At 36.4% G+C, this 16363-nt stretch carries 12 protein-coding genes; 3 read left to right on the top strand and 9 right to left on the bottom strand.

The genetic code is table 11. The features are described from left to right. Window positions 1-78 precede the first annotated feature (78 nt). The 3 genes from CSW08_RS08805 to CSW08_RS08795 all read left to right on the top strand — a co-directional run bounded on the left by CSW08_RS08805 (window position 79) and on the right by CSW08_RS08795 (window position 2713). Window positions 79-1044 (top strand): endonuclease/exonuclease/phosphatase family protein, encoded by a 966-nt coding sequence (locus CSW08_RS08805; protein WP_106659519.1) that lies wholly within the window; start codon window positions 79-81, stop codon window positions 1042-1044. Between the two features lie 538 nt (window positions 1045-1582). Continuing rightward, window positions 1583-2077, top strand: a complete 495-nt coding sequence (locus CSW08_RS08800; protein ID WP_106659518.1) for an RNA polymerase sigma factor — start codon at window positions 1583-1585, stop codon at window positions 2075-2077. A gap of 3 nt (window positions 2078-2080) precedes the next feature. After that, on the top strand, window positions 2081-2713 hold the full coding sequence (locus tag CSW08_RS08795) for a hypothetical protein (RefSeq protein ID WP_106659517.1): 633 nt from the start codon (window positions 2081-2083) through the stop codon (window positions 2711-2713). 1 nt (window position 2714) lies between these two features. On the opposite strand, the gene CSW08_RS08790 is transcribed toward CSW08_RS08795, so the two are convergent. From CSW08_RS08790 to CSW08_RS08750, 9 genes are all read right to left on the bottom strand, one after another. Beyond that, complete coding sequence (locus tag CSW08_RS08790) at window positions 2715-3299, bottom strand: pseudouridine synthase (protein WP_106659516.1); 585 nt, start codon at window positions 3297-3299, stop codon at window positions 2715-2717. A gap of 163 nt (window positions 3300-3462) precedes the next feature. Beyond that, window positions 3463-5754, bottom strand: coding sequence for a type IA DNA topoisomerase (locus CSW08_RS08785; RefSeq protein WP_106659515.1), 2292 nt, complete (start codon window positions 5752-5754; stop codon window positions 3463-3465). Between the two features lie 130 nt (window positions 5755-5884). Beyond that, complete coding sequence (locus CSW08_RS08780) at window positions 5885-6241, bottom strand: helix-turn-helix domain-containing protein (protein ID WP_106659514.1); 357 nt, start codon at window positions 6239-6241, stop codon at window positions 5885-5887. 79 nt (window positions 6242-6320) lie between these two features. Then, window positions 6321-6548, bottom strand: coding sequence for a CDGSH iron-sulfur domain-containing protein (locus tag CSW08_RS08775; protein ID WP_106659513.1), 228 nt, complete (start codon window positions 6546-6548; stop codon window positions 6321-6323). A gap of 261 nt (window positions 6549-6809) precedes the next feature. Further along, entirely contained in the window at window positions 6810-10022 is a 3213-nt protein-coding gene (locus tag CSW08_RS08770) for a T9SS type B sorting domain-containing protein (RefSeq protein WP_106659512.1), read from the bottom strand. Window positions 10023-10160: 138 nt separating this feature from the next. Continuing rightward, window positions 10161-12788, bottom strand: a complete 2628-nt coding sequence (locus CSW08_RS08765; protein ID WP_106659511.1) for an MGH1-like glycoside hydrolase domain-containing protein — start codon at window positions 12786-12788, stop codon at window positions 10161-10163. Between the two features lie 302 nt (window positions 12789-13090). After that, window positions 13091-14638, bottom strand: a complete 1548-nt coding sequence (locus CSW08_RS08760; RefSeq protein ID WP_238987231.1) for an alpha-L-fucosidase — start codon at window positions 14636-14638, stop codon at window positions 13091-13093. A 195-nt stretch (window positions 14639-14833) separates the two neighbouring features. Then, on the bottom strand, window positions 14834-15631 hold the full coding sequence (locus CSW08_RS08755; RefSeq protein ID WP_106659509.1) for a lysophospholipid acyltransferase family protein: 798 nt from the start codon (window positions 15629-15631) through the stop codon (window positions 14834-14836). 49 nt (window positions 15632-15680) lie between these two features. Then, window positions 15681-16322: an NUDIX hydrolase gene (locus CSW08_RS08750; protein WP_106659508.1), complete on the bottom strand. Its 642-nt coding sequence runs from the start codon at window positions 16320-16322 to the stop codon at window positions 15681-15683. Between the last annotated feature and the right edge of the window lie 41 nt (window positions 16323-16363).

Genomic DNA, 16363 nt, shown 5'->3' with positions numbered 1-16363 from the left:
TCTATACTTATTATTGCATCGATTCTTCCATTTATATCCAATCAATATTGGATATTTAGAATATGTGAATTTGCTAGAATGCAAATCCTAATTGCACAAGTTATATTACTGCTTTTTGGAATTTTAATATACAATCAACTGCCGACCTACATATTAATAACTGAGGCTCTTTTGTTCCTTTTCATCATAAATCACGCCTTGTTATTAATACCTTATATCCCATTCAAAAATCTGTTTCGTGATGTAAAAACACATAAAAGTCCTAAATCAATTTCTTTACTTTCATTCAATGTATATCAAGATAATAATGAATATCAAAAATTTATTTCTTTGATTAATGAAGTGAAACCAGACATATTTCTAACCATGGAATCGAATTCAGAGTGGGAGCATGAAATGTCCATTTTAGATACCCAATATCCCTATCGTAAAAAAATCGCATTAGAAAACAGATACGGTATGCACTTTTACTCAAAAATAAAGGTTAATGATTGCATGGTAAATTATTTCATGGCAGACGACTTGCCTTCCATTGAAGCCAATTTAACTACCGCCAATAATGAAAAACTCACGTTTTTTGGCACACATCCACCACCTCCTAGTCCAACAGAAGAAGACACCTCAAAAGAACGGGATGGTGAAATTGTAATGATTGGTAAAAAAGTTAAAACGTATGACAATCCCGTAATTGTAGTTGGTGATTTTAATAATGTTGCTTGGTCTAAATCAAGCAAATTATTTAAAAAAATATCTGGATTAATAGACCCTCGTATCGGGAGGGGCTTTTTTTCCACATACCATGCAAACTACAAGTTATTACGATTTCCAATCGATTTGTTTTTTCATTCCAATAGTATTTTCATTGAAGAATTTAAGACCCTTGAAAATATTGGATCAGACCACTTACCCTTATACTGCCGTTTTTTTATTGATTCTAAAATAAATAAAAAAGAGACTAATGACGAAAACTTGGATAGCGAGGATTTAGATGAAGCCAAAGAAATGGTTGAAGAAGGAAAGAAAGAAGATAATAATAGATCTTAAATTCGCACCCACAACATACATTAATGTATATTATTTTTAGACCAAAAAGCCAACTAGAATTTATACAAAAAAGGCACTTAAAAATAGAACTGACTGGTTTTATTCCTCAAAAAAATCAATAAAAAATTCCTAAAAAATAAAATTTCAAAACACCTGCTTTTATAAAATTTTCTTAGTTTTAATCACTTCATTTACGGTAAATATATTTTTGCTATATTAGCAAATAAAAACTTACATTTCAATCCAAAATACATCAAAAAACACTATATAGATTTTATCTATACCTAAGTATTAAAATTCATATTATCAGTATTTTAAAATATCTATTTAAAGTTTTAATTTAAATTTTTTTAAAATGACCACCAAACTCATATATCTATCAGAAATCGCCAAATTATTTCAACAAATTACATTAAAAAAAACAGGTTAGTAGCATGTAAACATATCTCGTTAAATACATGATTTTTTAAAATAACCCCACTCCTATTTGTAACATTTAAAATATTTAGAATACTAATATATTAACCAATCCAAAACATTGAATAAAGAACTAGAACATAGCTTTGTTGAATTGCTTGAAAAGCATCAAAATATTGTCCATAAGGTATGCCGTTTGTACACCAATAATTATGATGCCCATAACGATTTATTTCAAGAAATCACTATTCAACTTTGGAAAGCGTACCCAAAATTTAGGGGTGACGCTAAGTTTAGCACCTGGATGTATCGGGTTGGTTTGAATACCGCCATAACACTTTACAGAAAATCGAAACGCAGTATCAATACCCAAGAATTTGATGGTGTTGAATTCAGGATGAAAGCAGAGGATTATGACGATACCGAAGAACAACAACTTAAAACATTATATAATGCCTTACACCAATTAAACGACATTGACAAAGCACTGGTTTTTTTATACCTAGAAGACAAAGACTATAGTGAAATTAGTGAAACCATGGGGATAAGCGAAGTGAATGCCCGAGTGAAAATGAACAGGATTAAAACAAAACTTAAAACCATACTAAATCCTTAATTTATGGATGAATTAGAGCTATTAAAAAAAGACTGGAATAAACAGTCCGAATATAAAAAACTATCGGTTAGCGATATCTACCCCATGCTGCATAAAAAATCGTCTTCCATAGTCAAGACACTATTTTATATAAGCATTGCCGAACTTGTGTTTTGGATTTTAGTTAGTGCCATTCCCTATGTTTGTTCCGACAATTACAAAGAGAGGCTAGACAAAATATACGATAGCGAACATCTTTTCACAATTATGACCCTATTTAGTTTTGGCATTACCATATTGTTTATTTACTTATTATTTAAATCCCACAAAACAATTTCGGTAACCGATAATGCCAAAAAATTAATGGAAAACATTATAAAAACCCGCAGAGTAATTAAATATTATGTATTATACAACTTAATAATTGGTGGTATTTCCTTGCTTATTGGCTTTTATTATGCACTGCACAACGACCCAGAAACAGCAAAAAACATGGGTAGTTTTGGGGCTACGGAAAGAACTATAATGTATTTAATTTTATTAGGCTTTACAATTATTTTCATCCTTGTTATTTGGCTGTTTTACAAGCTTATTTATGGCCTCTTGCTGAAACGTTTAAATAGAAATTACAAAGAATTAGAAAAGCTGGAGGTATAAACTAAAACCCATCAACCGCAACAACATCACCAACCTGCATGGTGTTTAAGTGAATGGTTCCTACCCGAATCCGAACCAATCGCAAGGTTGAAAACCCCACGGCCGAAGTCATTTTTCGTACTTGCCTAAACTTGCCTTCGTTTAAGGTAATGGAAATCCATGATGTGGGTCCGTGCCGACTATCACGTATTTTTTTAGATCGCTCAGGTAAATTGGGCACATGTTCCAACTTAAAAACGGTACAGGGTTTGGTTTGGTATTTCTTGCCTTCTAAACCAATCTCCACCCCTTTTGAAAGTTGCTCAATAGCTTCTGACGTAATGTCGCCATTAACCAGTGCATAATACTCCTTTTCTACTTTTTGACTATTAATGAAATCACTGGTTTTACCATCGGTAGTCAACAGCAAGAGGCCTTCTGATTTTTCATCTAACCTACCAATTGGCATGATGCCTTCTGGAAAATTGTATAATAAACCCAAGAACTTTTTTGATTGTTGTTTGCTTGCGTTACTGGAAAATTGACTTAAATAACCGTAAGGTTTGTAGATAATAAAATGGTGGTGGCTGGTTTTATTTAAACTCATAATTTATTAAATGCCATTATAATATTTATCGTTTGTCAGTTCGAAATATTGAGGCACGAAATATTTTGTATCGAGAACCTTATATGTTGTAATACTTCTCGATACAAATTTCCTTCGTTGCACTTCGAAAATCGAAGTGACATTAATGGGATCATGCATTACTTTAAATGCTTTCGGTTAAAATAGTATATACAAGCTCTTTAGTGGGTGTATGTCCGTTTACTTTTTGCCTTACCGTTTCAAAAGACACCCTAAAATCGCAACCCGATTTATAGTCGCTGCAACCATAAGCAGTTTTTCCTTTTATGACCGTTCCTTTTTTACATTTCGGACAAACCAATGTCTCAGATATCGCTTTCGCGGAAGTTTTCTTTGGCTCTAATATGAGTTTGAAGTCGGCATCAAAACGTAACAAGCCTTCCACAGTTCCCTCATCGGTTTTAAAATCCTTTAAATTAACCGTACTGCCTTTTTGAAGCAATCTTAGATACTGGTTTTCTGATATTTTTTTGCTGGCAAACGTAAACGGCAACACAAAATCGCAACCCGACTTGTAAGCACTGCATCCAAATGCCGATTTCCCTTTTAACAAAGTCGCTTGCTTGCATTTCGGACAGGTTTCGCTACTCATACCAGTCGCTTTCTTTTTCACGGTCTTAGACGCTTGTTTTGGCATTGTGCCCCCATGCGAAATATTAGCGCGTACCGCTTCGCTTCTCACATCGTACACCAAGGCATCGACCATACGCTTCATGTTATTGATAAACGCTCCTGCGGTAAATGTTCCTTTTTCAATATCCTTTAATTGCTTTTCCCATGAGCCGGTTAGTTCAGCGGATTTCAATAAATCATTCTGAATGGTATCAATCAACTGAATGCCTGTTTGGGTTGGCAACACTTGTTTTTTATTTCTTACAATGTATTTACGTTTAAAAAGTGTCTCAATGATGTTCGCTCGGGTGGATGGTCGCCCAATACCGTTTTCCTTCATTAAATCGCGTAACTCGTCATCGTCGACCTCTTTCCCTGCGGTTTCCATGGCACGCAATAAGGAGGCCTCGGTAAACTGATTGGGCGGTTTGGTTTCCTTTTCTAAAAACGAAGGTTCGTGTGGTCCCGTTTCACCTTGTACAAAAGTTGGCAAGATGTCAGGCTCTTTTTCTTTAGAGTTCGCATCTTCAAAAACCACACGCCAGCCTTTTTTCAAAATTTCCTTTCCTGTGGTTTTAAAAGGCACATCCGCCGCTTTACCTATAACCGTGGTGTATGCTACATCGCAATCCTCATAAAACACCGCAATAAAACGCCTCACGATGATGTCATACACCTGTTGTTGGTTGTATTGCAAATTGCTTTGCATCCCTGTGGGGATGATGGCATGGTGATCGGTGACTTTTTTATCGTTGAACACTTTAGTCGATTTTTTAATCTTTTTTCCTAAAAGTGGTTGCGTTAACGTGGCATAATTGGTGAGCTTTTGCAAAATTCCCGATACTTTTGGATAGATATCGTTTGGTAAAAACGTAGTATCTACTCTCGGGTAGGTCACTACTTTTTGTTCATACAGTGTTTGAACAATTTTAAGCGTATCGTCTGCCGAAAACCCAAACTTATTATTGCAATATACCTGCAAGCCTGTTAAATCGAACAGTTTAGGCGCATATTCATTGCCTTTTTTCTTGTCAACGGACACAATTTCAAAATCGCTTTCCTTTACTTTGTTGGCCAAAACCTCGCCTGCTTCCTTGTTCAAAAAACGGCCATCTTCATAACTAAAAAGCGTGTCCCTGTACAAAGTTTGCAATTCCCAATACGGTTGCGGTTTAAAGTTTTCAATCTCCTTAAATCGGTTTACCACCATAGCCAAGGTTGGGGTTTGTACACGTCCAATAGACAATACTTGTTTATTGGCACCGTGTTTTAAGGTGTACAACCTCGTGGCGTTCATGCCCAACAGCCAGTCGCCAATAGCTCTGGAAAAGCCGGCGTAAAATAAATTATCGTAATTACTGGATGGTTTTAGGTTTTCAAAACCTTCTTTGATGGCTTCGGTGGTTAATGATGAAATCCATAAGCGTTTTACTTCGCCTTTGTATTTTGCCTCATTCAGTACCCAGCGTTGGATGAGCTCACCTTCTTGTCCCGCATCCCCGCAGTTGATGACCACTTCGGCTTTATCAAATAAACTTTTAACGATTTTAAATTGCTTTTGTATACCCGAATTCGCCACCACTTTGGTTTCAAATTTTTCGGGTAGCATGGGCAAATTATTTAAGTCCCAACTTTTCCAATGGGGTTTATAGTCATTGGGCTCCTTTAAAGTGCATAAATGCCCAAAGGTGTAGGTCACCGCATAGCCATTGCCTTCAAAATAGCCATCACGCTTGGTGTTCGCTCCTAATACGGAGGCGATTTCACGGGCTACACTGGGTTTTTCGGCAATACAGACTTTCATTTATACACAATGGAATTCCCGTCTGCACGGGAATGTATTTAAGGCCGCAAAATAGGAATTTAGAAGGTGGTTTTAAAAAGGAATTGTTAGGAGTTATTAACTAGTTTTTATAATTTTAAAATTGTTATTCTTAATAATCTTGAACTAAAACCTCTGTCGGAATATGAAGTGTGGTATGTAGTTTTCTAATCATGTCCAAAGTAAGTTTACGCTTTTTATTCATTATTTCACTCGCTCTACTTTTAAATCCAATCAATTCTACTAAATCTTTTTGTTTCATGCCCATTTCTTCCATTCTAAATTTAATGGCTTCAATGGGATCTGGCATTCCAATAGGGAATTTTTCGTTTTCATACGTATCAATCAAAATGGAAAGTATTTCCAATTCATCTCCTGCTTCCGTTCCCTTTTTGGCATCAAAAATAACCTCAAGCCTGTTGAGTGCATTTTGATAATCCGTTTCGTTTCTAATGGGTGCAATATTCATGCTAAATGGTGTTTGCGTTGATTTTGAAACTGCAAAATAGGGATTTAGAAGGTGGTTAAAAAGGAATTATTAGGAGTAATTAGCTCGTTTTCATAGGTGGTAAATCGAACGCTTTTGCGTCGTGTTCAAAATGGTTTCGGTGCGATCCATCGCAAAATGGTTTGTTGCTAGAGAGCCCACATCGGCAAATGCTTAATACGGTTCTACCTTGTAATCCGTACACATTACCTTGGCTATCTACTATTTCAAAATCGCCATCTACTTTTACGGACCCGTTGCTGTTTATGGTAAGTTTTGTTTTGCTCATAATTATTTTATTTTATTTTTTGAATTTCAAAGTTGGTGAATTATATTTTGATATACAATTATAACGATTGTCATAGTGAATAACACGCCATGGAATGAAGCAATCTGTTTATTGAACATCATTGAGAAGAAGGCACGACTGAAGCAATCTGTTTATTGTAAATTGCTAACATAATTGGAGTTACCCTGATGGGCTTACTTCGTGCCTCCAATGACCAATAAAGAGATTACCACTTCGCTCACTCCTCTTCCAAAGACCCATCTACCTTTTTAGAGCAAAATGCCCTAACTTACTGGTTCCATCTTCAAAAACTAATTTAAACCAGTAGTCTGAAGAAGGCAAAGGTCGGCCATTAAATGTACCATCCCATCCTTGGGCAGTTTGTAAGTTTTTCAATAAATTGCCGTAGCGATCGTATATATATAAATTATAATTTTGGTTGGAAGTCCCTTTAATAAACCATATATCGTTAACTCCATCTCCATTTGGAGTAAAAAAGCTTGCATAACCTACAAGCAATAGTTTTTCTTCAAAATATCTACACCCAGCTATTTCTCTTCCCATAACAGTATATGCACCACCTGAAACATTGTAAAAAACAGGCTCTCTTTGAAAATGTATGCCATCTAATGAAAATTCATATTGCAAGGTTGAATCAACATCTAGGGTGACCGTATTTCTGTTGTTTTCGGATGCTTCAATAGAAATGGAATAGTTATCCATTTTAATGGATTCATAAATTGAAACTTCTATATTGGCTATATCTGTTCCACAATCATTTTCAACAGTATACGTATACAATCCGGGTGCATCTATTTTAGGATTGAAAAAACCAGTGCCACTAGCCAGTGAGGGGCTCCAGGAACCTCCACTATCTGGGCTTGCACCTAGTGCGTTAAATAAATCTACACCCCCACTATTTATACAAACTTGAACAGCTCCATTACTTATCCCAGAATTTGCCTTTGTTACCAGAGTAATTCGTATCTCTGCTTTGTCATTTGAGCATTCTGAATCAGGAAAATAATAAGCATAGGTTCCAGATTTTTCTATGGCTGGATTGAATAAATCTATGCCACCAGATAATTTCGGAATCCATTCTCCTCCAACATCTGGCGTTCCTCCTAATAGTGTAAATAAGTTTATTGGTGTACTTGAATAACAAAGAACAAAGTCCCCACCAATACCCACATCAACGTTATCTGAAACAGTTACATTTACTTCTGAAAAATCGTTTGGACAACCATTATTTGTAACAGTGTATGTATATATGCCCTGAACATCAATTTTCGGATCGAAAACCCCAGTTCCACTTGCAAGAGCTGGACTCCAAACACCTCCTTCATCTGCATATGGCCCAAGTCTTTCAAATAAATCGACTGGGTCACTTACAGTACACAAAGTCATATCATTATCGTTACCTGCAAAAAGTCCTTCCAAAGAAATGTTTACTTTCACATACGCTTCACATCCACATAAATCATTTTCATAAACAAACTTATAAGTTCCTTCTGCATCTAAACCCGGAGAGAAAAAACCATTCTTTGACAAACTTGGCATCCATGCTCCTCTAGCGCTAGTCGGCAAACCAACGTATGAGGCTAAATTGACCTCAGCGATATCAGGACATAAAACCAGATCATCAATACCAATGGTACGTTCGTCCTCTTCAGGGGGTAATCCTCCTAGAATTTTAAAACGTCTCCATACACTAGATGTAAAAGTTCCTGCCAATAATACATTGTCCTTAATGTAGATTTCATTTGTATATTGAATTCCCAAACCTTCACATAAAGGATACCATTCCCCTAGGGCTTGGTTAGTAACATAGACTCCTGTACTTGTTGCAGCATATATTTTGTCTCCATCAATCGCAATATCATTAATTATTTTTATATCTGTATGATACAAACTCCAGCTAACTCCAAGGTTATCACTTACAAACAACCCTCTGCTAGTGGCTGCATATAATTTATTATTAATTAATTGCAAATCTGAAGTTGTTGAAAAACCTCCCGGAATGGATCTGTTGTTCCAACTGGCACCTAGATTCTCAGAAATAAACAGTTCGCTATTATTTGTACTTACTATAATGGTATTTCCAATAATTTCGATGCTTTCATAATCTGCACCAGTATTAATTCCATTTGTTGACGCTAAAGTCCAAGTCACGCCAAAATCATTAGAAATATAAATCCCAGTGCCGCTAGCTCCTGTTACAAGCACACCATTATCATAGTCTAAAGCATGAGTTGAAATATTTACTCCAGGGTTAAATATAAAATCCCAACTATTTCCATTGTTTGTGGATTTGTAAACACCGTCACCTGTCCCCAAATACATATCGTCATTAACATTAATAATGCTTGTAACATGTAAGGAATTAAAAGTATTTATACCCGTATTGATTAACTCCCAATTGAGTCCACCATCAGACGATCTAAAAACGCCTTGATCATTTGTACCACTAAATATATAGTTACTATTCTCTCCAAAAGATTCTATTTGCAAACCAGTAATTCCTGTATTATTGAGTTGCCAAGTAGCCCCAGAATCAAAGGACTCATACAGTCCTTGATTGGTGCTCATAATAATTTTACCATTTGAAAAAAACACTTGATTAGCAAAGGCATTAGTAGACGTGTTTTGTACCAAATTCCAATTGACTCCATTATCTGGGGATACATAATATCTTCCTGCGGAAGTTGTTAGATAAACTGAATTGCCTGTTACACCCATACTTACAATGGACGCATTTGTATTAACCGATGTAGAATTCCAGATAACGCCATCACTTGAAATAAAAACGGTATCATCATTAGCTACATAAAACAGCCCGTCTTTTACGACCATGGATTGCACGCCATTAGGTCCAATACCCGGAATGATTATAGGTTTCCATGTAACGCCGTTATCAGACGTTTCAAATAGCGCACGAGATGGGGAAAGAGTAGATGAACGCCCTCCTGCATAAAGCTTAGAATTGAAATACAAAAAACTTGTAAAACCCATATCAGTAACGCCTACACTTCTATCAAACCAAGTGGTACCATTATCCCCAGAATAATACATCCCACCTTGAGAATTTCCCGCAAAAAGATTTATTCTATCCACAAATAAGGAATAGAATGTTTTATCTTGTATACCAGTATTAATAGGTCTCCAAGAAGCACCATTATCCGTAGAAAAAAATATACCGCTTCTAGAAATTGAAGCATATAAAGTACTATTGTATTCTGCCAAAGCGAGGACCTGTTCATTACAAGGTAAACCCCACCCACTCCATTCCCATGAAGCCCCATTGTTAGATGACCTAAATATGCCACCATTGCCAGCATTTAAAATTAAAAAGGCGCCAGACTTAACTATTTGGTTTGTATAAGCTCCAATTGGACCATTAGTTTGAACCCATTGCGAAAAAACAGTCGAATGTATTATGAAAGCAAAAAAAAGACAACACAGGTTTCTTTTCATTTATTAACCAAAAAAAATGAGATTGAAACTAAATCTTTTTTAGGATTAAAAAAAATTTAATTAAGTATATTCGTCAAAACTAGAATTTAGCAGACAAAGCTTTTCAAAAATTCTTTTTTTTTGATAACCAAGAGCTTACTATGTGTTACTGTCTTCCATTTCCATAATTAAATTGGCTATAAGAGCTGTCCAACCTGTTTGGTGCGATGCGCCCAAGCCTTTGCCCGTGTCGCCATCAAAAAACTCATAAAACAGATGTAAATTTTTGAAATGTTCATCTTTTGAAAACATATGGTCGGGGTCGTCTGCATGATATTGAAATTTGCCATCGGCATTGGCTTCAAACAGTTTTATCAAGCGTTTAGTAAGCTGATTGGCAATATCCTTTAAATTAAGTTTATGCCCAGAATCCGTAGGAAATTCGTATGTATAGGCATCACCATAAAAAGTGTAATACTTGCGTAAGGACTGAATAATCATATAATTAATTGGCAACCAAATAGGGCCACGCCAGTTGGAATTACCACCAAACATGTTGGAACGGCTCTCTCCAGGCTCATATTGAATTTGATGGCTTCCATGATGTTCAAACACAAACGGATGTTTTTCGTGGTACTTGGACAGGGAACGAATACCGTAATCGGACAGGAATTCGTCTTCATCCAGCAAGCGTTTTAATAAATGTTCCAACCTAAACCCGCGCATAATGGAGAACAGATAATTACCTTCGGTATTCGCATTGTCTAAATTTGAAATTAACGAGGCCAAGTCTGGGCGGGTTCGTATAATTTCATTCGCTCTAATCCTAAATTTCTTTAGTTCCTCAAAAAGGTCTTTGTGAATGATTTCAACAGCAAACATAGGAATAACACCAACCAAAGAACGCACCCGCAAACGATCGGTAGCACCGGTTGCCATTTCTACTACATCGTAATAAAAATTATCTTCGTCATCCCAAAGGGAAATATCCTTTTTCCCAATGTGGTGCATCGCCCAAGCGATGTTTAAAAAATGCCTAAAAAACTTGGCAGCGGATTCTTCGTAAATTTTATTGGTTTTGGATAGCTCTAACGACATGCGCAGCATATTGAGGGTAAACATGGCCATCCAACTGGTAGCATCGGCCTGCTGCATGCGTTTAATACCGGGAGGCATGTGGTTACGATCGAACACCCCAATATTATCCAAGCCCAAAAAACCACCTTCAAAAAGATCGGTACCACTTTTATCTTTTTGGTTGACCCACCATGTGAAATTAATCAGTAGTTTTTGGAATGCTTTTTCTAAAAACGGGATGTCCCCATTTCCTGTGTAGTTTTTATCTTTTTCGTAAACGCTCCAAACTGCCCAAGAATGCACAGGCGGATTTACATCGCTAAAATTCCACTCGTAGGCTGGAATCTGTCCGTTAGGATGCATATAACTTTCCTGCAGTACCAATAACAATTGTTCTTTGGCAAAAAAAGGATCTATCTCTACAAATGATGCCATGTGAAAGGCTAAATCCCACGCGGCATACCACGGATACTCCCATTTATCGGGCATGGAAATAACATGCCTATTGGTAAGGTGCTGCCAATTGTTATTTCGCATGTTTGCTCGAGTTGGAGTGGGTTCTCCAGGACCGCCAAAGAGCCATTTAAATACATCGTTATAATAGAACTGCTTGGTCCACAACAACCCCGAAAAGGCACTTTTTGCAATGGCTTGATGTGTTTCAGGAATATCGCTTTTTATGGTTTCGTTATAAAACTGCTCGCATTCGGTGATTCTTTGGTGAAATACAGCATCAAAATCTGCCCACGGCTGTTCTACTTTATTTTTACTAAGACGTACTTTTACAATTCTTTCTTCACCCGCTTTTAGTTTAAAACGCTGCCAAATGGCGAATTTCGAACCATTTTTTTCTGGGTTTACAGTCGGTTTCCCATCTATGACGTGGTCGTTAATGCCATCTTTAACATAATCCACTTCATTCGGGTAATTATAAATGCGCTTGTTGTTTGTTTCATTTTCACAAAATAATTGCTCCCCGTCTTCGTGATATAAAAAATATCGACCATTTCTGGTACTTCTGGATTGCACCACTGTACTTGAAATGGATGTCATATTGGGGCGGGCGTGCCGCTTGTTATGTTTCCAAAAATTACGAAACCAAAGATGAGGCAATACATGGATTTCCGCCGCTTTTTCGCCTCTGTTTACCACGGTGATCTGCATAAGGATATCATCTACATCGGCCTTGGCATATTCTATAAAGCAATCAAAATAAGCCTTATTTTTAAAGCTACCTGTATCCAATAATTCATATTCAAATTGATCCCGCCCACGCTGATTGCCACTTACCAAATCGGTATATGGAAATTCATTTTGGGGATATTTATACAGGTATTTACAATATGAATGTGTGGGCGACGATACTTGATGGAAATAGAGCTCCTTCACATCTTCACCATGGTTTCCTTGATTGTTGGTCAATCCGAACAAACGTTCCTTCAAAATGGCATCCTTTCCATTCCAAAATGCGGGAGCCAAACACAATATTTCCCGTGAATCGCAAAACCCTGCAATACCCTCTTCACCCCATCTATAAGCATTACTACGGGCCTTTTCATGGTCTACAAATTCCCAAGCTGTTCCGTGCTCACTGTAATCCTCGCGAACTGTTCCCCATTGTCTTTCGGCTAAATAAGGGCCCCATTTTTTCCAGTACTTGTATGTATCGGGTACGGCTAGTCTTTCTGCCTCAGCACCTTTCTGAATCATATATTTTAGAGGTATAAATTGAATTAAAATATTAAAAAAAGCCAGATACTAAAAGTGACTTCTGGTAACAAATTATATTTGGAAAATCTTTATTTTAGTCGGATTTGAATAAAAATAGGTTATTTTTTTAAAACCTAGTCTAGCCCATGAACAGTATTACCTAATTACTATTTTTACCATAATTCTTTTAATATCTCGTAAAAAAACGGACTGAAATTTGATGAAGTCGTATGCTCTCAACACTCAAACCCAATACCATTAGCTAGAAGCAAGTGGTAGCGGTGTAGTGATTTAAACGTGTTTTATTCAAAATCCACCTTAAACACGGTCGCTATGGCATCCATTTGTGATGAACTTGGTGTTGTAAATGTTAATTTATTATTGGTAACGGACCATTTTAAATCTACCCCACTACCAACAAGGGACACCTTTTTGATTTTGGATCTTATAGGTGTTCGGATTTCGATATTTGAATCAGCTTTAGGAAGTCCCAAGGAGAAAATATACAAATGCTTATTATCTTTAGATAGCATAAAACGAATATCTTTTTCATTATATGCCATCGTAGCAGATTGTCCGCCAAATTCACCCTTTTCAAATGCTGCTTCACCATAACCAAACGTGGTATAAGCTCTGGTTTCATACACAGCTTCCTGATACTTGTCAATCCATTCACCAATAGTCAACAATACCTGCCTTTGCTCATCTAATATGGTGCCATTTGCTTTTGGGGAAATATTTAGTAATACTACACCTCTCTTGCTCCAAACATCAATCATATTTCTAATAACCAAATCTGGTTTTTTATAGGTTTGTCCGGAAATATAACTCCAACTATAGTTACTTATAGTAATATCCGTAAGCCAATAATCGTCAGAAAGACCAGTTTTTCCACCTTGCTCGATATCCAACATCCCAACATTTGCAGGTAAATCTTCCTGTTTATAGGCAGCAATGGGTTTTTGACCTCTAGAAACGGCTGTGTTGAAATGGTGTGCTACCATTTTTTGACGGTAATTTTCTGGAATTTTATCTAGCCAAGAATCAAACCAAATAATGTCTGGTGCATAGTTATCTACTACCTCATTCACTTGATTTAACCAATAATCATGAAACTCATTGGCGGGCATGTTTCCATAAAACTTTCTAAGTTTTGGGTCGGTAGTCGAAGTGATATAATCTGGATGGTATGGATAATGGCTGTCAAAACCAGGGTCAGACGAATTCTTTGCCCATTGCAATGTATCTTGTGCATAACGTTGAAGCAGTTTGGCATGGTGGAAGGTCGCTATAGTTTTCATGTCGTTCTTTTTAAGTTCGACATACAATTCACCTAAAATATCTTTTTTGGGTCCCATATCCTTAGCGTTCCAAGGGTTCACCTTACTGCCCCACATAGCAAATCCGTCATGGTGTTGCGCTACCGGCCCTGCAAATTTAGCACCCGATTTTTTAAATAAATCTGCCCATTCTTTGGCATCAAAATGTTCTGCCGTGAACATGGGGATAAAATCGTGATAGTTGAATTCCGATAAAGATCCATATGTTTTTTGTTGGTGTTCAAATATCTTTCCTCCCCATTCTGTTCTTCCAGACACATACATCCATCTTGGATACCATTCATTGTCAAACGCTGGAACGCTATAAAGTCCCCAATGAAAATAAATACCGAACTTGGCATCTTTAAACCATTCTGGTTCCCGATCGTTGGTTGCAAGCGATTCCCAAGTTTCTTCATATTTAGGTGTTTCATTAGACGTTTCTGATTGAGGTTGAGATTTATTCTTACAAGATATAAAAGCTATTAATACGCATAGCATCAAAATTCCCCGATTTATTTTATTGATCATTTTAACTGGTTTTAGTTGGTATAGAATATCTGTTAGAGCAAAGTTAACTGTTTTCAAAATAAATTTAATTAATTGATATTCTTAGATTTTTTTTTACTCAATACTATAAAAATGCCGAACACCATCATCTTGTATATTCTGAACAAAATGCGATTGGCATACTCTATAAATAACAAAAATATTTGAGAAAATTTTCTACCACTCACGAAGTTTGTTCAAAGCTTCTTGGGCTTCTACTTCTTCTTGTGAAATCACTTTTAAAAAGGAAGGATGTTGCTCTATGGCGTATTCGATTCTTTTAACGATATCGTCGGTTGTCTCGTTATCATAATCAATCACCAAAGGTTCTTTAATCTCCATGGATTGCAGAATATTTTTCTTTTTAATCCGAAGACCCTTTTTATCAAACGAACGCCTAAAACCATCAATAACAATAGGGACTACAATGGGTCTGTAGTTTTTAATAATAAAGGCTGTTCCTTTTCTAATCGGTTTAAAAGGTGTGGTTGTGCCTTGCGGAAAAGTGATGACCCAACCATCATCCAACGCTTTAGCAATGCTGGAAATATCACTCATTTTAACTTGTCTATTCACGTCTTTGCCTTCGGCACGCCAAGTACGTTCGATGCTAATAGATCCCACATAAGCCAAAATTTTTGGTAATAAACCATCTTTCATGGTTTCTTTGGCAGCAACATAATAGATGTTAAGTTTGGGATTCCATAAATAACCCACATTTTTTATAGAATCCGTTCGTCCGCTTAAACTGGCGTTGAATACATGAAACATGGCCACAACATCGGCAAAATAGGTTTGGTGATTCGATATAAACAGGACGTTGGTATCTGGCAAATTTTTTATGATTTCAGAACCTTCAATTTGCAATTCATTAAACCCACGAAAGCGTCTGTGAGTCATGACCCCCAAAATACGTATGAGCCATTTTTTCACAAAAAGTATATGTCCGAATGGATTTCGCTTAAATAATCCCATGCATCATGCTTCAATTAGTTAGAGATTACAAAGGTAATAAATCTATAAACTAGATTAATTCTTTTAGCAAGTCTTTTATTTCGCTTAATATCATGGCAGTTGCTCCCCAAACAATATAGTCGTTTAACAGGAATGTAGGAACTTCAACATCAATGTTATAAGATGCCTTGACACGTTTGGTCATAACCATGTTATCATCTAAAAAATGCTGTATATCTACCTCAATAAGTGCTTCAACCTCATCTTCTTGAAGCTTAAATAATGGCTTTTTTGGGGTTATTGCAATAAACGGATGCACATAAAAGTTACTGGGCGCAATGTAAACCTGTGTTAATGCTCTTAAAACTTCAATAGAATTTTTTGATACGCCTACTTCTTCAAACGCTTCCCTAATGGCTGCTTCTTCTAAAGATGTATCCTGAGCTTCTAATTTTCCTCCTGGGAAGCCTACTTGTGCCGAATGAATGCCTTCATAAGTCTTTCTTAGTATTAAAATAAATTTTGTTTGGTTGCATTCATCTGGATAAAACAATGCCAAAACACCTGCTTCTTTAGCTTGATTAATAGCTTCCTTTTGAATGTTTAACAATGCCTTACGGGATGGTGGGATCATTTTAAGATGGGATCCTTCGGCTGGAAGCTGTATATTTTTTATTTTTGAGGATAATCCTAAAAATTCATTAAAATCCATTCTTTATGCGCGTTATCTTATTCTTATGTTTTTCTATATTA

The sequence above is a fragment of the Confluentibacter flavum genome (assembly GCF_002843175.1).
GTDB classification, from domain to species: domain Bacteria; phylum Bacteroidota; class Bacteroidia; order Flavobacteriales; family Flavobacteriaceae; genus Confluentibacter; species Confluentibacter flavum.
This window is presented reverse-complemented; position numbering and strand designations above follow the sequence as displayed.